The following is a 17,295-nucleotide window of genomic DNA, read 5'->3' as shown; positions in this document are numbered from 1 at the left end:
TTTGGTAAGGGACAATTGACCTTATTATCGCTTCTCAATAGATCCATTTTTTCTAACGAAAACTTTTCCGATAGGGTAGATGTGAAGGGTTGTTTAATAAAATATTTACAATAAAATTCAGAAAAAATGACAGGAAATTTACTCAGAATCGGCCTCAAAGTATGCGTGCTGTTTATTTTAATTTTATGGTTAATTCCTACTACGCAGGGGCAAATTATAAATCAAACACAAAATTTCGATTATTCAGGTGGTCCTATTCAACAATATATTATCCCTAGTGGGGTGACTAGTGTAGCAATTGAGGTCTTGGGAGCAGATGGAGGAAGCATATTGGGTAGTACGATCGTCAGCGGAGGAAAAGGAGCAACTGCGATTGGTACATTCTCCGTTAATCCTGGTGATGTTCTAGAATTGAGAATTGGTGCCGCTGGACCAAATGCAACACTGCCGAAAGTAGGGGCTAATGGAATTTCAATCTTGAGCATAGCTCCTGGAGGAGGCGATGCTTCTGCTGTATACTTTATGAGTAATCCTTTGGTTATCGCAGGTGGAGGAGGCGGTAGCGGCGGCACTGGTCCTGGCTTTGGTGGAACTAATACAACGACAGGTGGTACTTCAGGTGGCAACCCTGCGATTCCTGGCGGTTCAAATGGTAGCGGAGGACAAGGTGGAGGTTGGATAAGTGAAAGTAACGCTGATGCTTACGGAGGCGCAGGCGGAGGTGGTTATCTAAGCGGTGGAGCAAACGGAGATAATTCCCTTAATATAGTTGATTTACCAAGCGCCGGTCCTGGAGTAGGGGGAGGAATCCTGAAAGGTGGTACCGGAGGAATCGGTATCGATGCTGGTTTTGGTGGCGGTGGTGGTGGTGGTGGTGGCTATAGTGGAGGTGGAGGGGCCTTTGGAGGTGGAGGAACATTTAATACTAGTATAACAAACGGCGGCGGCGGTGGCTCCTTCGTAAGTAATATTGGAACTAACATAACTATTAGTGCAGGTTCACAGGGTGGTGGTAACGGAAGTAATGGCAAAGTCATTTTTATTTTGAATCCTAATAGTTCACCCTTAGCAGTAGCTAAACCGCTGGTTTTATCAGCCGGTGAAAACTGCCAGGCAGTTGCAGTAGCTACTGACTTTGATGGCGGTTCTACCGACCCCGATGGCGATGTGCTTGGCTTCAGTATAGCTCCTGCAGGGCCTTACCCATTAGGCGTTACACCTGTTACCTTAACCGTTACCGATAGCAAAGGAGCCTCTAGCACGGCTTCGACGACTATTACTGTAGAAGATACTACACCTCCAGTTTTAGTGGTTAAGGACGTATTTTTAACAATCGGGCCTGATGGAACAGCAGATGCCGATCCCACTACTAACGGAGTACTTGTTTCACAGTATGATAACTGTGAATTTGAACCCCCTATTGTTTCTAATGGAGAAGTTTATACTTGTGCTAATGTCGGTACTATCAGAATCAGTTTAACTTTTGAAGACTTTGCAGGGAATAAAGCCTCTGCATCCTATACGGTGACCATAACCGACCCGAACGGCGTATGTAACCAGCCACCTACAGCTCAAGCAGCAAATTTTTTCGTGACTGCCGATGCCAATTGCCAAGGTACTGCCACTGCTACTGATTTTGATAACGGCTCATTCGATCCCGATGGCGATGATATTAGCTTTAGCCTGAGTCCGCTAGGGCCTTACCCTTTGGGGAGAACTCGGGTTGAGATAACCGTTACCGATAGTAAAGGGGCCTCCGCCAGAGCCACTGCAGAGGTTGTCGTACAAGACAAAACTGCCCCGGTAATTACCGCCATTCCGGCTTCTAGAACTATAAATAATGATCCAGGCCAGTGTGGTGCCATAGTTGACTTTAGTGCGACTGCTTCTGATAATTGCTCGGGTACTACCATCAGCTATAGTCAGGATCCAAACACCTCCTTCCCGATAGGAACTACCACCGTGACTGTAGATGCCACAGATGCAGCTGGTAATGCTTCAGTGCAAAAAAGCTTCACCATAACTGTGGTTGATGCAGAAGCTCCGGTAATTACCGCCATTCCGGCTTCTAGAACTATAAATAATGATGCTGGCCAGTGTGGTGCCATAGTCGACTTTAGTGCGACTGCTTCTGATAATTGCCCGGGTACTACCATCAGCTATAGTCAGGATCCAAACACCCTCTTCCCGATAGGAACTACCACCGTGACGGTTGATGCGGTGGATGCAGCAGGTAATGCAGCAGTGCAAAAAAGCTTCACCATAACTGTGGTTGATGCAGAAGCTCCGGTAATCACCGCTATTCCGGCTATTCCTGTAACTATAAATAATGATGCTGGCCAGTGTGGTGCCATAGTTGACTTTAGTGCGACTGTTTCTGATAATTGCCCGGGTACTACTATCAGCTATAGTCAGGATCCAAATACCTCCTTCCCGATAGGAACTACTACGGTGACTGTAGATGCCGTGGATGCAGCAGGTAATTCAGCTGAGCAAAAAAGCTTCACCATAACCGTGGTAGATGCAGAAGCTCCAGTGATCACGGTGATTTCGCCGACACCAACGGCAGTACTTGGCTTGACAAATACGGTCACGCTACTAGCTACTGATATTTTTGCTGCAACGGATAACTGTAGTGGTGTGGTATTTAGCCCAGCAGCATTCACCTTTGATTGCGACAATCTAGGAGACAATGTAGTTTCGGTATCTGTGACCGATGCGGCTGGCAATATGTCCAATGCCAATGCCACGGTGAATATCAGTGATAATATACCTCTGACTATTGATGCTTCTGAGTCGGGCACTCCTGTTCCTTTAGGAAGTGATGCTGTTCTAAAAGCAACTGTATCACCGGCTGTTGAGGGAGTAGAGGTAACATTCTCCTTAAATAATGGAGCTTATGTGGATACTGATTTAACCGATGCTTCCGGTATTGCAACAATCACTGTTTTAGCTTCTGACTTAGGCAGCCTACCAGTTGTCTATAAAGTATCAGCGACTATAGTTGAATGTACAGGACTCGTTGAATCTGTGGCCTATTTGCCAATATATGATCCTAATGGGAACTTTGTATCCGGTGGCGGCTGGATTATGTCACCCGCAGGTGCTTACAAAGCGGATGAAAGCTTGACCGGAAAAGCCAACTTCGGGTTTGTTTCCAAGTACAAGAAAGGCTCTAATCAAGTAGATGGTAACACTGACTTCCAATTCAAGGCTGGTGACTTAAAATTCAAGTCTACTTTCCATGAATCTGGTACCTTGGTGATTTCCGGTAAGAAAGCTACATACAGAGGCGAAGGAACCATCAATGATGTTCCGGGCTTTAGGTTCACTTTGGTTGCACTAGATGGAGACTATAACGGTGGATCTGCTCCGGATGAATTCAGAATTAAAATCTGGGGAGACTCAGGAATCATTTATGACAACGGTCTGGGAACTGATGATAACTCGGATGCTTCGACAATCTTGGGTGGAGGATCAATTACAATCCACCAGGCAAAAGGCAGAAGCAACAAGAGAGTTGTTGCAGACTTGGTAGCGGTTCCTTGGAACACTCCAGTTGAGGTGATTGAGAAGAAGATCTCTGAAATGAGTTCTGATTGGTTTGAAGGAAAAGATGTCAAACTAAACGTTAATACCGAATCTTACAATGGGCTCCAGTCTGGATTCTATAAGCTTCAAACTGAGCTGGTAGAAAACGAATGGTTTGAGCTTGAAGAACCGATCACTGTGAATGTGCTAGTAGCGGATAAGCCTTTGCCAACAGGTATCGAGCTGAGTAATTCGATCATGCGAAGAGACATCAAAGACGGAAGCGTCATCGGTGATCTGAGAACGATTGATCCTGTAGATGATCAGCATACCTATTCCATCGCTGAGAATTCTGATTTTGACTTGGCTGGAAATTCGCTGATCTGGAAGGGTACTGCAATTCCTTTAACAGCAAGATTCACCGTCTTTAGTACTGACAGAGCTGGCCAGACCATCGAAAGAGAAATTGAGCTAAGCAGAGAGCCTAGATTTGGAGACTTCAACATGTTCCCTAACCCAGCGGAATCTGATGTGACTCTTGAAGTTGAATTGGATCAAACAGTGAATGTGGGAATCAGAATCTTTGATGCAGTCGGTAGACTGGTTTATGAAGAAGATGGCATTCAAAGTGGAAACTCTGTATATCAGATAAATATAGGTCACTTGAGTTCAGGACTCTATACAGTTCAGGTGCAAACCGGTGAACTGGTTATGAATAAGAGATTGATCAAAAAGTAAAATTGAATTCTTAACGCGAAAGCCTCTCCTTTTAAAAGGAGAGGCTTTTTTTATGTGGTTTGGAACTTAAAGGGATTGGAATAAGTGAAACTTATTGATGAATAGGGAATAGGCTTGTGCCTTCTAAAACATGATGTTCGATCCAATCAATGAAATCAATAACTATAAGCGCGAATTAAATTTCATTCGGAGAAACATCAAACCTGCGAAAGAAATGATTTTTTCCCTGGCTAAAATGGAGTCTGAACTGATCACCGAAAGCACCTATGTTCACTTCAAGGAGCTTCAGGATAATATCAGTCAGGCCAGTGATTCCTCGGATAGTTACCGGGAGATTTTATCCGATCAGTTGAATATTTACCATGTTACCATTAGCAGCAAGCTCAATGATATCATGAAATTTCTGACGGTCTTTTCCGTAGTTTTTATTCCCTTGACCTTTATTGCGGGAATCTATGGAACCAATTTTAACAACGTCCCCAAGCTCCATTATCAATATAGTTATTATATCATGTGGGGAGTGATGCTAGTAGTTGCATTTTCGATGCTGATTTATTTCAGAAGGAAAAAGTGGCTTTGAAGAAATAAGAAAACCGTACATTAAAATAAAATTTCTCTAAAATATATTATTAAAGCCCTGAAAAATTAAAAAACAGGATCAAATCGGGTCAAAATCACATGGGACTAAATCCTAAAATAAACACGCATGAAAATAGTCACAATCATCCTTTTTCTACTAGCTATTCCTTCCATGCTAATCGCTCAGGAGGCTTGGTTGTCTACACCAGAAAGTATTAACCAATTTCGGGCACAGGTAGAGGGGATAAAACCAGCTGCCTCGCAATTCGATCTTTTGATCTCTGATCAGACAATACCTTTACCTGGTCGTGAGGTGGATATACGAATCTATAGGCCAAAAAGTGAAGGCTTAAAACCTACCTTAATCTATGTGCATGGCGCATGTTGGGTTGCAGGAAGTCTGGACAGTCACGATGAGATAAGCAGATATTTAGCTTTGAAAGGTGATGTGACCGTCATTGCAATTGATTACCGATTGGGACCAGAAAATAAATATCCAACTGCTCATGATGATGTGTATGAAGTGTCGGACTGGTTATGGAATCATGCTAATGAACTTAGTTTGGATACGGCAAACTTTGCCATTTCCGGAGAAAGTGCCGGAGCGTATTTTGCAGCAGCAATCACTTTAAGGGCGAGAGATACAAAAGAAAGCCCCAAATTCTCTTTTCAACTACTTGTCTATGCCGCCATTGATGGGGGAGGGTCTTCTTGGTCAGCCTGTAAGGATTTATACTTTGATAATCAGGATCAAGTGAGAAGTGACTATGGTTCACCGCTTTGGGCTAAAAATCTGGGAGATTTACCGCCAACTTTCAATATTCGAGGAGAATTTGAGATTTCAAGAGCTGAGGAGGAGTTGTTCATGTTGAAATTAAAAAATGAAGGAATACTTACCGAAAGCTTCATGCATGAAGGAGTTGGTCATGATGTGATGACTTGGGGCTCAGTTTCACAAGAAACTTCCGCTCATCTAAAAGCGGTGGAGTATATCAAAGCTGGGTTTGGAAAAAAATAGACACTTAAATACCCTTCATGGAAACACCTTCTAATATCTATTGGAAATTGCAAATTCTACTAATTCTTAACCGTAATCACTTGAACTTGAATGATTAAATTTTTTAGAAAAATTCGTGAGAAAATGCTGGCTGAAAATAAATTTACCCGATACCTGATTTATGCAATCGGAGAAATTGTGCTGGTAGTAATCGGGATATTGATTGCTCTGAACATCAATAATTGGAATGAAGCAACGAAAAGCAGGTCTAAGGAACTTAAATATTTAAGGAATTTAGAAGCAGAACTTGTCAATGACTCTGTCAATTTGGAAAGGACTTGGTTTAGAAATAGAACCCGAAAAATTGAAAGTCTTGAATTGGCGAAGGAGTACATTCTCGGTGATTTTATTCCAGTGGATACGCTGGGTTTTATCAATGAAGTGGGATTTGGCGGAGTGAATAGTAGAGCATCTTTCGAAGGCTCTTCCAGAACTTATCAGGAAATGATAAGTACAGGTAATCTCAGCTTAATCTTAGACGACAGCATCCGGACTCACATTGTGGATTATTATAACAATAAAGACTTTATCAGAAACTATTCAGAAAACATCAGGAGTGATTATGCTACTTATTTCAACTCATTAAAAGCATATAATCCCCAATTCCCGGAAATGGTCTATGAAAGGGAAATTCCAAGAATTCTTGAAGGAATAAAATCGGATGAATTTCATGGATTGATTAATCAGGAATTGACCTATGCCTATTCGATTGAAAGAACCCTGAATCGGAATAAGAAAAATGCAAATATGCTCCATTTGGAAATCGCACAATTTTTAAAAAATCAATGAACGGGAAGTTCTAGACGCTATTAATTCTAAGCTGGAGGCTCTTTGATATGGGAAATAGTATTGAATAATTCTCATTAATCAATTCGCCAGTTCCAAAAACTGCTTAACCTGTTCATCATTTACTTCACCAAAATCCTCATAGAATTGTCCAACCGCTCTAAAATCAAAGGGTGTGAACAGGCAAATAACTTCATCAACAAAAGGGGAGGCTTGTAAATTTATAATGGCACTAGGTGGAGATACAGGAACAGCAATCACTATTTTATCTGGTTTTTGATCATGTAGCATTTCTACAGTGGACAAAATCGTATTACCTGTAGCGATACCATCATCTACCACAATTAAGATTTTGCCTTGCAGATTTAACTCTTTTTTATCACCACAAAATTCATGATGGCGCTTTCTGAGGTTTTCTCGGATTTTTTCAGTTTCTGATTCAATGTAATTTTTTGACACATCCTTGGCAGCCTCGCTGAGAATTCTACTTTTAAGTGTGACAGCCCCGATAGCATATTCTTTATGATTTGGGTGTCCGATTTTTTTAGAGAGCACAATTTCTAGTGGTAGATCAAGCTGTTTGGCGATTACATAACCAAGAGGTACGCCGCCTCTGGGAATGGCCAAGACCACAGCATTTCCGTCTTTATATCCATTTAATTTTTCGGCTAATAGTAAGGCGGCTTCATCTCTGTTCTTAAACTTCATCTCTGTTATTTTTTCAGTAAATAAGTATCAAACCAATCAATCGTTAATTGCGCAACTTCCTCAAGTTTTCCAGGTTCTCCGAATAGGTGAGTTGCCCCATCAACGATTTCTAATTTTTTAATACACTCCAATTCGTCAAAAGCTTTTTGATTTAATTCAATCACTTCATGATCATCTCCTCCAACGATTAATAGGGTGGGGACTCCTATTTTACTTAGAACAGGCATGGCCATATCCGGTCTTCCTCCTCTGGAGACTACAGCTCCTATCTTCTGACCCAAAGCCGCAGCTGCAAATAGTGCCGAAGCTGCACCGGTACTTGCCCCAAAATATCCTATTGGTAACTTTGCCAGATCTTCTGTTTTTACAATAAACTCAGTAACCCCAACCAAGCGTCGCGTCAAAAGATCAATGTTAAATCTGTTTTCATAAATCAGATCTTCTTCCTCTGTAAGTAGATCAAATAATAGTGAAGAATACCCCGCCTCAAGTAATAGGTCTGCAACGAAATTATTCCTACTGCTAAGCCTGCTGCTTCCACTTCCATGACAAAAAATAATGATCCCCTGGGGATTATCAGCTTTTCTTAAAATTCCCTTCAGGTTAAGACCTTTTAGAGGGATTTCCATTTCAGTTTTATTTCCCATGATTGTTGAATTAAAAATCATTAATCAACCTGAATCCAACCAAGCATTAACAGCCTAGAGCATTTTTAAAAATAAGACTTCAAAATGATAATAAATATGATTTTCATCAACCCAAAGGAGAGTCTTCAGGGGAAGGGTAAACACCAATAGATATGAAAATCAGATTGTCGGAAAGGCTCGAGCTGTTCTGCGACAATACAAGGAGATCAGAGAATGAAGTGCTGATCTGGTAAGCTAAAGGGAACATGAAAAAAGCCCTTCTGAAGTGCTGTGCAGAATGGCTTTTCTTTTTTTAAACATGCTGATCAATCAGCACCATATTCCCGTCTGGATCCTTCACTACAAAGGATGCAGGACCTTGGCCAGACTCATCGGCTTCGCTTTCAAGTTTGATGCCTTTGGATTTCACGGATTTTTGGATTACCCGTACGTCGTCAAAGTTTTGTACAGGTTGTGCATTTTCATCCCAGCCTGGATTGAAGGTCAAGATATTTCCTTCAAACATCCCCTGAAAAAGCCCGACGAGGGCATTTCCGTTTTTCATTATCAGGTAATTCATTTCTTCGCCTCCGGCAAACTTGCTGAAGCCTAAGTTTTCATAGAAAGTTCTGGAAACTTTCAGGTCCTTGACCGAAAGAGAGATGGAAAATGCGCCGAGATTCATGATTACAGGGAGTTTGTGTTGAATTAAATTATGTCTTTGAAAGCGAAAAACCAAAGAACCAATCTATATCGACGCCAAAAAAAATAAGTTTAACTCTTCCTATTGACTCAAAAAATCAATCCTTTTTCTGAAAAATACTTGGATCAATTCCGGGAATGACATTCAATGCATTTTCATAATACACCTTCCGAAGTACGGAATCCGGTAATCCCATTCCATACATTTTCCAGTGGGCATGCCGCTTTCTGTAGTAATCGAAATACTCATCTTCTGTCTCAAGAACTCTGAAATAGGTGTAGTATTCCTCCATTTTATAAGTGTCTTTACCAAAGAGAATCCGATCCTGATAGGCAATGAAAAAAGCTCTTGCAGCTTTTGGTTGTCTTCCCAATTCTGCCAAAACTGCCCCAATCTCGGTGTACATATTTGGAAATTCGTCCATTAGCTCGCCGAGCTTTTTCAAATCATTTCCATACCAGCCCAAATGGGCATTGATGAATTTTGTATTGGGATGCTTTCTAAACACTGCATGCTGCTCTGCCATGATGGAATCAAAGGAAGGGAGCTTCTCGGGATTTCTATAGCGACTTGGGAACTGCTTTAGCTCTAGCCAGCGCTCGTTGTACTTGTCTTTTGGTTCCCAAAATGAGCGAGGTTCGCCGGAATGAATCAGTACAGGAATCCTAAGTTCACCACATTTTGCCCAGATCGGATCGAGGCGAGGGTCATTGACGGCGATCCGATTCCCATCATTATCCTGATCATTCAGACCTAGTTCTTTGTAGACCTTTAGCCCTTTCACACCTTGTTTCACACCTTCTTCAAGCATCATCAAAGGCTCTTCCGGCCAGCCTGGATCATCGAGATTTTCGAAATTGAGATTCAAAAAAACTACAAATCGCTCTGGGTAATTTTCAGCTACATTATCTAAAGACCATTCCAGGATTTTACCTCTAAAACCACTCAGATTGACCATTACGCCCATATTCAGCGAATCCATTTCCGCTACCAGATCTTCCAAATCTTGGATAGGCATGATCCATTGGTGATTATGTACATCGATAAAAGGGAATTTGGCGCGGGTAAGTGGATGCTCCGGTACAACCAAAGTGGATATTGGATCATATTCTTCCACATCCATCACGTTGAGGCGGTATTGAATCAGTCCGATAATCCAATAAGTAATACCAAGAAAAATGAGTACCCCTATTGGCAGGAGTACCCATTTTTTTGCTGAAAAAGACATTTAATTAGGATTTATTGTACGCTGATCGGAACAGCCACTAAAGTATTGTCCCAAGCGATATTCATTAGTATTTCAGAGCCGGATTCCTCAAAACTGATTGTGAATACTTCCACTTCTGCTGACGGGGTGGAAACTGGCACATTCACTTTTACTACATCTTTGGAATAATCAGGCTCCTGAACACCCAGGAAGACGTCTAATTCTGAATTTAGGGAAATCTCAAACGATGTTGGTCCTGGTACAGCATACATTCTATAAGTTCCTGCAGCTACCGCTTGTCCAGCAAAATTTACATCCTTGCTAAATGTGATTTCTGTGGCAGCATTTGCTCCAAGTCTCCAATAAGTACCGTAAGGCTGTAAAGCGCCAGAGGATTCATCCCCGAAGATCACTCTACCTTTTTTGGAAGGTTGGGAATAGTTAACCGAAATATCTAGCCCTTGAGCTGAGAAGTTTGTGGTAGTAGGAGGACTTGTTGGAAATAAAATTCCGTAACCAAAGAATGCAACAAAAGCTAGGAACAAGACTCCAAAGCCGATTAATATTTTCTTCAACATATTAGCTGGGGTTAGGTAAAAATGAATTAATCAAAATTAACTGAAATCCTAAGCGAAAGCAAAAATCGAATTTCAGCACATATATTCCTTTTCAGTTTTATTTTTTAGTATTTACCCGTTCCGGTATTGCATTGGCACGAAGCTCAATAAATTTATTTGGTCCGTTAGGGGTTTTGATCAATTCAAACGAATCATATAGCTCCCCGATTGCCGTGTAAGACTCGAAAAGCAATCGGTCTCCCTCAATTGTGATTACTTGAAAAAGCTGAGTGTTACCACCACTTCGCTCTTTTTGTGCACCAAATTCGTCCCAATCTCCACCAACCTCATACATCTTTCCTCCGCTGACGGATACTACATAGACAGTTCCTGTTTGATCTCTCAGATTTACTCCCTCAAGTAGGTTTTCACCAGGTGATACTCGACCTCTTGCATAGCTGTGATCATGACCTTGTAGAGCCAGATCCACATGATACTTGTCAAAAATAGGTTTCCAGATTTCTCTGATTTTTGGATTATCACGACCTGAAGAAGCGGAATACATGGGATGGTGATAGGTAAGGATGATCCACTTTTTGGTGGTTTTGGAAAGGAGGCTGTCTAACCATTCTGCTTGACGTTCAAGTTCTACATTTGAGTTTAGAGAGATGATACGTGCATCTTGATAGTCTACGAAATAGGTGGTTTCTTCCAGTCCTTTTGGACCATTTTCCGGTAGATTAAACTGAGGGTTCCACTGTACCGAAAGGCTTCTGTATTTGGAGGCTTCCTCGGAAGGTGATTTTGGTTGGTATTCATGATTTCCGGGGGTAGGCATAGATGGGATCATGCTATGGATAAATCCACCTGCTGTAAACCATTCGTGCCATTGTTGTTCCCGATGAGCGTTATTGACTAAGTCGCCTGCGTGAATAAAAAATTTGGCATCCGGAGCGGTTTTAAATCCTTCTCGAATCAACCGGGACCAAAGTTCAAGAATGTAATTTTGGGCATCACCGACATAGAGGAAGGAAAATTTTTCTTCAGCTTTTTCTGAAGCGGTGGTAAACTGGAACCATTCACTCCAGCGCTCACTGTCTCCCACTCGGTAGGCATAAGTAGTGGCGGGCTTTAGATTTTTTAAGGAAATCGAATGATAAATGGATTTCACTTTGTTTTCTTCTATTTCCGGACTTTGAAATGACGTAGAGGTCGCTGCCAATCTAAATGCATTCATAATGAACCTAGGATCTGCAGAAGCTTCGGTATATTCAATTACTCCTGATTTTATTTTAGTAGATGTTCTCCAAGTGATATTGGCACTGTGCGCTGGGTCCTCGCTGATATTCAGGATGATTCGATCGGGATAAACTGTAGGATTACTCCAGTCAAAATCAAACTTAGGTTCCTTGTAGGTCTTGGTACCCTGTGCTAAAAGAGCCAGTGAAAATAATGCAGCTACCAGAAAGAAAATTAGTGAGAAGCGCGTGGTCATTTGGGTAAAATTTTGATTAAGAGTATTAAAGTAGAATATATAAACCGCTTTCTCAAGCAAAATTCCTTCAAACTATTCCAATCTCAAAAAGCTAATAATTCCGAAACGATTTGGTAAAAAAGACTTGAAATACCCATGAGAAAAGTTGTCACACGACTTGTCCCGAACTGGCTTCGGGAGGGCAATGATTATACAGGGAGGGTATTTCATATGTTCTCTAAAAAAACAAATCATAAACAGTTGAAAAACCAATACAAAAATTAGGTTTTGGAACTAAGTGAAATTAATTCTTGGCTTCTGGGATTAGAAAAAAATATTGAGAATCCAGAATGAAAAAATGACGGTTTTACCACGAATTTAATAGTATTGAAAAATTATTGTTTTATGATAACCATCAGCGGAGGATTGTGTCCGGATGGCTGAGCCTTTCTGGATTTTCGGTTTTGGGCTGGTTTGCAAGCCGTTAAGAAAATGACTTAGCTCCCGAGGTACGAGAGGACAAGTCGTGAAAAAAAATGCCCATTAGGCATTTTTAGACTTGGGCCAGGTTTTGGGAGGGTGTCATTTTTAGGTGCGCAAGGCAGCACAAAATTCCGCTGTCACCTCATTATAAATCAAGGAAAACGCTGCCAGCGGAAAGAAAAGACTGAGGCTCGGGGTTTTTTGGTTACTTTTTGGCCGTCAAAAAGTGACAAAGATAAACTTTTAGAAGTTGGCTATATGAGCTCGGAATGCAAAACTTCGCTTTAGTAAAATAGCTATTCCCTCTTTATACTTTAGAGTTTTAGTCTAAAACCCATTTGGCTTTTTCATTAAAGTCAGGGTAGAACCAAAATGACTAATAAATTTTAGAATAGGTCCTTCTCAATTCCACCAAAATCCCTTCCAGACCATTGAGTCTGATTTCATATAGGGTATGAAGCCACATCCCGAGTTTGCCTTCCGGAAAACCCTGTCCATGCATCCATACTAGGTAATGTTCAGGGATGTCACAGAGTAAACGCCCCTTATATTTTCCATAGGGCATAGTTTTAGTGACTAAATCGATAAGGATTTGTTTGTCCATAGCGCAAATTTCCTGTGATTTTTAAAGGCTATTTTAAATTTTTCAACTTGCACAGAATTACCCTCCACAGAAGTTAAAATTCTTGGAATTGCTCCAATTGACAGATTCAATTATGAAGTTAATTTAAAGAGTAAAGGATTTTATAGGGTTGAAAAATCCTTTTAGCGACTTTAAAGCTTGATCAAAATTGGTTTCTATTGAAATAAGTTTAATCGGAAGTTAGACTCTAAAGAATCAAAAAGAAGGAGATGTTATCCTCTTTTGAGCCAGGATTTACCTTTATTCTTTGAGTAGAAGGAGCCATTGTCTGTTGTGGCAAGGAGTTCTTTTCCTCCATCTTCTAAGTCTGTGAAACTGCCAGGCCCTGCAGGATTACCCATATATCTTAGGTTCCAAGTTTCGCCACCATCGGCAGAGTATTCAATTTTTAGAGTGTTGGTAGGACATATCCGAATATGTTCTTTTCCTTTTTTTATGACTTGAGGCATTTAATAATTCTTTAAAACGCATGAATATGATAAAATCTGCGAGAAAAGACACTTTTATGAGTGTTTTTTATTCGATTTTGATAAAAAAATTATCAATTATGCTATAAAATCTGTTTTAGACCGAAGCTTTTGTGGTTCTCAAATAAAAAAATAATATTGGATAGCCATTTTAGTTCTGTACTTAAATGAAGATAATTGATTTATTGAACTCTATTTTAGTGCATACAATAAATGGTATATCAGACCTAAACTCTTTTAAATGGATTATATCCTAGTAAACAACGAAGCATTTTATAGAATCACGAATAGTGATTCTTTGAGACCTTTTTTTATGAGTATCGTAAGTGATTCCAATCACTGGATGTTCATTGCGAGCAATGGAGGGTTGACTGCAGGAAGGAAAAACAACAATTTTGCACTTTTTCCATATTACTCAGATGATAAGATCACTGATTCCTATGATATCACAGGTAGCAAAAGTGTTTTCCGAATTCATCAGAACGGCGAAAAAAGAACTTGGGAGCCTTTCTCAGAAAGATATACCGGTGTCTATGCCATCAGCAGAAACCTCTACAAAAATGAATTCGGGAATAAAATCATCTTTGAAGAGATCAATCACGACCTAGGGCTAAGTTTCCAATACAGCTGGAATTCAAGCAACAAATTTGGCTTTGTGAGGAAATGTAAATTGGTGAACAACTCTCAGGGTCCGATTACTCTTGAACTCATCGATGGAATTCAAAATGTGCTTCCTTATGGAGTGAATCCTGATCTTCAACAGTCTTCCAGTAATCTCATCGATGCTTATAAAAAAACAGAGCTTATTCCGGAATCGCTTTTAGGACTTTTTACCCTCAGTGCAATTATTGTAGATAAAGCAGAGCCAAGCGAAGCCCTAAAAGCAAATATTGCATGGTCTTTAGGATTGGATCATTCAGAAGTACTGTTGTCCTCTTTACAATTGGATCGCTTCCGAAAGGGGCTTCCGATCAAAGGAGAGACTGATGTGCGAGCAGAAAGAGGAGCTTATTTTGTCAAAAGTGAATTCAGCCTACCTAGTGGAGGAGAAAAATCTTGGATGATCCTTGCCGATGTCAACAAAGGTCCGTCTGCTGTGATTGAACTATCAGAAACGATCAGAAAAAAAAAGGAATTGCGGGAAGAAATTGAGGAGGATGTTCGCTTAGGTACTCAAAATCTAAAAGCTCTGACGGCGTCTTCCGATGGTATCCAATTGACCTCAGACAGGCGAAAAAACTCACGACACTTCGCTAATGTGATGTTCAATATCATGAGAGGGGGGATTTTTGATGATAATTACACCATCGAAAAAGCAGACTTTTCAAAATTCTTTTCCAAGGCCAACAAAGAGGTGTTTAACTCTAGCAAAACAGTTTTAGACGCCTTACCGGAGAAGTTTTCACAACAAGAGCTGATAGAACTTGCCGGGGAAAGCAAGGATAAAGATTTCAGCAGAATATGCTTCGAATACCTTCCGCTCAAATTCAGTCGCAGACACGGTGATCCAAGTAGGCCTTGGAACAAATTCTCCATCAACACCCAAGATGAAACTGACGGATCAAAAATCCTGGATTATCAGGGGAATTGGAGAGATATCTTTCAAAACTGGGAAGCATTGGCTCACTCTTACCCGGAATATATTGAAAGTATGATTCATAAGTTTGTGAATGCAAGTACTTTCGATGGGTATAATCCTTATCGTGTTACCAAAGACGGCTTTGATTGGGAGACGATCGAACCTGATGACCCTTGGTCATATATCGGCTATTGGGGCGATCATCAGATTATCTATTTGCTCAAGTTTTTGGAGTTTCTTGAAAATCACAAGAAAGGGGGACTGGAAAGGTTGTTTAATGCCGATTTATTCGTCTATGCGAATGTGCCATACAAAATCAAGCCCTACAAGGATATTTTCAAGAACCCCAAAGACACCATCGAATTCGATGAAGAGTCAGATCATAAAATCCGTCTAAAGCGAGAGCAAATGGGAAGTGACGGGGCGCTTTTATTTAGTCCTGAAAATGAAATTTATAAAGTCAATTTTCTCGAAAAGATTCTTGCAACCGTACTTTCCAAAGTATCGAATTTCATCCCAGAGGGCGGAATTTGGATGAATACCCAGCGCCCTGAGTGGAATGATGCAAACAATGCTTTGGTAGGAAATGGGGTCTCGATGGTCACCTTGTACTATATGAGGAGATTTTTATCCTTTTTCCAAAATCTACTTCATGATTCCAATCTTGAGCAGGTTTCGCTTTCTGAAGAATTAGGCGATTTATTCAAGGGTATAATGGATACCCTAATCAATCATGAGCAGGTGTTGACAGGTCCGGTTTCTGACCAAGATCGTCGAAAAATCATGGATGGATTGGGTGAATCAGCAAGTGTTTTTAGAACAAAAATCTATTCCTCCGGATTCTCTGCTAGAAAATCCAACCTTGACCTAGAAGAGCTAAAGCAATTCACAGAATTGGCACTTCGGTATCTGGATCATTCCATCCGCGCAAATAAGAGGACGGACGACTTGTATCATGCCTACAATTTGATGACAGTCGAAAATGAAAATGAAGTTTCGATTTCCTACTTAAGCGAAATGCTGGAAGGGCAAGTAGCGGTCTTGAGTTCTGGTTTCCTTTCTTCTGAAGAAAGTCTTTTGGTATTGGATGCGCTAAGAGAAAGTAATCTATACCGAGCGGATCAGAATAGCTACATCCTTTACCCTAATAAAGAACTGCCGCTATTTGTCAATCGAAATCTGATTCCGGCTAAAGCAGTGGAAAAATCGAAATTACTTCAAAGCTTAATCAAGGAAGGAAATCGAGAAATAATTGAAAAAGATGTCTTGGGAGATTTTCACTTTAATGGAAATTTCAACAACGCGGAAAGCCTTAAGAAAGCACTCCATGGGCTTGATTCAAAGTATGATGAATTGGTAAAAGCCGAGCGTACTTCCCTTCTGAAGATTTTTGAGGAGGTTTTCAACCATAAAGCATTCACAGGAAGATCCGGGACTTTTTATGGCTATGAGGGACTGGGATCTATTTATTGGCACATGGTTTCCAAACTGGTAGTTGCGGCACAGGAATGCTGTATCGAGGCCATTGAAAACAATAACAATAAAAGACTTATTGGTCAGTTGGTGGAACATTATTATGAAATCAATGAGGGGATTGGGGTCCATAAGTCTCCTGAGCTTTATGGAGCATTTCCAACTGATCCATATTCCCATACTCCCGGTGGCAAAGGTGCTCAGCAGCCGGGAATGACTGGACAGGTGAAAGAGGATATTCTAACTCGTTTCGGAGAACTGGGAGTTCGTGTACTGGAGGGTTCTGTAGAATTCAAACCTGATTTATTGCAAAAAAATGAGTTTTTAAAGCAGGAAGAAGCATTTTCCTACATTGATCTTGATTTCTCACCAAAGGAGATACCCGTACCAATTGGTGCTTTGGCTTTCACCTATTGTCAGGTTCCGATTCTTTATCATTTATCCAATGAAGAGCGAATAGAACTTCGTTTCAAAAATGAATCGAGTAAAATAATTTCTTCATTGAAACTAGGTAAGGATTTTAGTCAAATGCTTTTCCAAAGGACTGGAGAGATTGAGCAGATCCATGTATTTGTAAATAAGTAGCAGAATGAAATCGAGCATGACTACAAAAGTCACACTCTGGTATGTCCCGAAAGCTTTCGGGACAACCATGCGAGATTCCATGTGACAATTGAAAACAAA

The 17,295-nt window shown here is 40.6% G+C and carries 13 protein-coding genes; 5 read left to right on the top strand and 8 right to left on the bottom strand.

Annotation, left to right across the window (positions count from 1 at the left end):
• Positions 1-126: 126 nt before the first annotated feature.
• From BVC88_RS21525 to BVC88_RS05750, 4 genes are all read left to right on the top strand, one after another.
• Complete coding sequence (locus tag BVC88_RS21525; protein ID WP_083639022.1) at positions 127-4,269, top strand: HYR domain-containing protein; 4,143 nt, start codon at positions 127-129, stop codon at positions 4,267-4,269.
• A gap of 130 nt (positions 4,270-4,399) precedes the next feature.
• Complete coding sequence (locus BVC88_RS05760) at positions 4,400-4,849, top strand: CorA family divalent cation transporter (RefSeq protein WP_083639021.1); 450 nt, start codon at positions 4,400-4,402, stop codon at positions 4,847-4,849.
• A gap of 126 nt (positions 4,850-4,975) precedes the next feature.
• Complete coding sequence (locus BVC88_RS05755; protein WP_083639020.1) at positions 4,976-5,866, top strand: alpha/beta hydrolase; 891 nt, start codon at positions 4,976-4,978, stop codon at positions 5,864-5,866.
• Between the two features lie 90 nt (positions 5,867-5,956).
• Positions 5,957-6,694 carry a DUF6090 family protein gene (locus BVC88_RS05750; protein ID WP_075349695.1) on the top strand — a complete coding sequence of 246 codons (738 nt, stop codon included), beginning with the start codon at positions 5,957-5,959 and terminating at the stop codon, positions 6,692-6,694.
• A 78-nt stretch (positions 6,695-6,772) separates the two neighbouring features.
• Here BVC88_RS05750 and BVC88_RS05745 read toward each other — a convergent pair whose 3' ends face one another.
• The 8 genes from BVC88_RS05745 to BVC88_RS05710 all read right to left on the bottom strand — a co-directional run bounded on the left by BVC88_RS05745 (position 6,773) and on the right by BVC88_RS05710 (position 13,541).
• The gene (locus BVC88_RS05745; RefSeq protein WP_075349694.1) at positions 6,773-7,399 is read right to left on the bottom strand and encodes a phosphoribosyltransferase; all 627 of its coding nucleotides are present in this window, start codon (positions 7,397-7,399) and stop codon (positions 6,773-6,775) included.
• 5 nt (positions 7,400-7,404) lie between these two features.
• Positions 7,405-8,046, bottom strand: coding sequence for a dienelactone hydrolase family protein (locus BVC88_RS05740; RefSeq protein ID WP_075349693.1), 642 nt, complete (start codon positions 8,044-8,046; stop codon positions 7,405-7,407).
• Between the two features lie 292 nt (positions 8,047-8,338).
• Positions 8,339-8,710 (bottom strand): VOC family protein, encoded by a 372-nt coding sequence (locus BVC88_RS05735; RefSeq protein ID WP_075349692.1) that lies wholly within the window; start codon positions 8,708-8,710, stop codon positions 8,339-8,341.
• 115 nt (positions 8,711-8,825) lie between these two features.
• Positions 8,826-9,956, bottom strand: a complete 1,131-nt coding sequence (locus BVC88_RS05730) for an amidohydrolase family protein (RefSeq protein WP_075349691.1) — start codon at positions 9,954-9,956, stop codon at positions 8,826-8,828.
• Positions 9,957-9,967: 11 nt separating this feature from the next.
• On the bottom strand, positions 9,968-10,513 hold the full coding sequence (locus BVC88_RS05725; RefSeq protein ID WP_083639019.1) for a DUF2911 domain-containing protein: 546 nt from the start codon (positions 10,511-10,513) through the stop codon (positions 9,968-9,970).
• Positions 10,514-10,610: 97 nt separating this feature from the next.
• On the bottom strand, positions 10,611-11,987 hold the full coding sequence (locus BVC88_RS05720) for a purple acid phosphatase family protein (RefSeq protein WP_083639030.1): 1,377 nt from the start codon (positions 11,985-11,987) through the stop codon (positions 10,611-10,613).
• Between the two features lie 838 nt (positions 11,988-12,825).
• A complete protein-coding gene (locus BVC88_RS05715) occupies positions 12,826-13,053 on the bottom strand; it encodes a DUF3820 family protein (protein WP_075349689.1) in 228 nt (75 codons plus the stop codon).
• 251 nt (positions 13,054-13,304) lie between these two features.
• The gene (locus BVC88_RS05710) at positions 13,305-13,541 is read right to left on the bottom strand and encodes a beta propeller repeat protein (RefSeq protein WP_075349688.1); all 237 of its coding nucleotides are present in this window, start codon (positions 13,539-13,541) and stop codon (positions 13,305-13,307) included.
• A 259-nt stretch (positions 13,542-13,800) separates the two neighbouring features.
• Here BVC88_RS05710 and BVC88_RS05705 point away from each other — a divergent pair, with 259 nt between their 5' ends.
• Complete coding sequence (locus tag BVC88_RS05705) at positions 13,801-17,196, top strand: hypothetical protein (protein WP_075349687.1); 3,396 nt, start codon at positions 13,801-13,803, stop codon at positions 17,194-17,196.
• Positions 17,197-17,295 lie beyond the last annotated feature (99 nt).

This window comes from Algoriphagus marinus, assembly GCF_001936475.1.
In the GTDB taxonomy this organism is placed as follows: domain Bacteria; phylum Bacteroidota; class Bacteroidia; order Cytophagales; family Cyclobacteriaceae; genus Algoriphagus; species Algoriphagus marinus.
This window is presented reverse-complemented; position numbering and strand designations above follow the sequence as displayed.

Excerpts from the sequence above, each read along its gene's own strand:
- BVC88_RS21525 (WP_083639022.1), top strand. The coding sequence starts at position 127 with ATGACAGGAAATTTACTCAGAATCGGCCTCAAAGTATGCGTGCTGTTT.
- BVC88_RS05760 (WP_083639021.1), top strand. The coding sequence starts at position 4,400 with ATGATGTTCGATCCAATCAATGAAATCAATAACTATAAGCGCGAATTA.
- BVC88_RS05755 (WP_083639020.1), top strand. The coding sequence starts at position 4,976 with ATGAAAATAGTCACAATCATCCTTTTTCTACTAGCTATTCCTTCCATG.
- BVC88_RS05750 (WP_075349695.1), top strand. The coding sequence starts at position 5,957 with ATGATTAAATTTTTTAGAAAAATTCGTGAGAAAATGCTGGCTGAAAAT.
- BVC88_RS05745 (WP_075349694.1), bottom strand. The coding sequence starts at position 7,399 with ATGAAGTTTAAGAACAGAGATGAAGCCGCCTTACTATTAGCCGAAAAA.
- BVC88_RS05740 (WP_075349693.1), bottom strand. The coding sequence starts at position 8,046 with ATGGGAAATAAAACTGAAATGGAAATCCCTCTAAAAGGTCTTAACCTG.
- BVC88_RS05735 (WP_075349692.1), bottom strand. The coding sequence starts at position 8,710 with ATGAATCTCGGCGCATTTTCCATCTCTCTTTCGGTCAAGGACCTGAAA.
- BVC88_RS05730 (WP_075349691.1), bottom strand. The coding sequence starts at position 9,956 with ATGTCTTTTTCAGCAAAAAAATGGGTACTCCTGCCAATAGGGGTACTC.
- BVC88_RS05725 (WP_083639019.1), bottom strand. The coding sequence starts at position 10,513 with ATGTTGAAGAAAATATTAATCGGCTTTGGAGTCTTGTTCCTAGCTTTT.
- BVC88_RS05720 (WP_083639030.1), bottom strand. The coding sequence starts at position 11,987 with ATGACCACGCGCTTCTCACTAATTTTCTTTCTGGTAGCTGCATTATTT.
- BVC88_RS05715 (WP_075349689.1), bottom strand. The coding sequence starts at position 13,053 with ATGGACAAACAAATCCTTATCGATTTAGTCACTAAAACTATGCCCTAT.
- BVC88_RS05710 (WP_075349688.1), bottom strand. The coding sequence starts at position 13,541 with ATGCCTCAAGTCATAAAAAAAGGAAAAGAACATATTCGGATATGTCCT.
- BVC88_RS05705 (WP_075349687.1), top strand. The coding sequence starts at position 13,801 with ATGGATTATATCCTAGTAAACAACGAAGCATTTTATAGAATCACGAAT.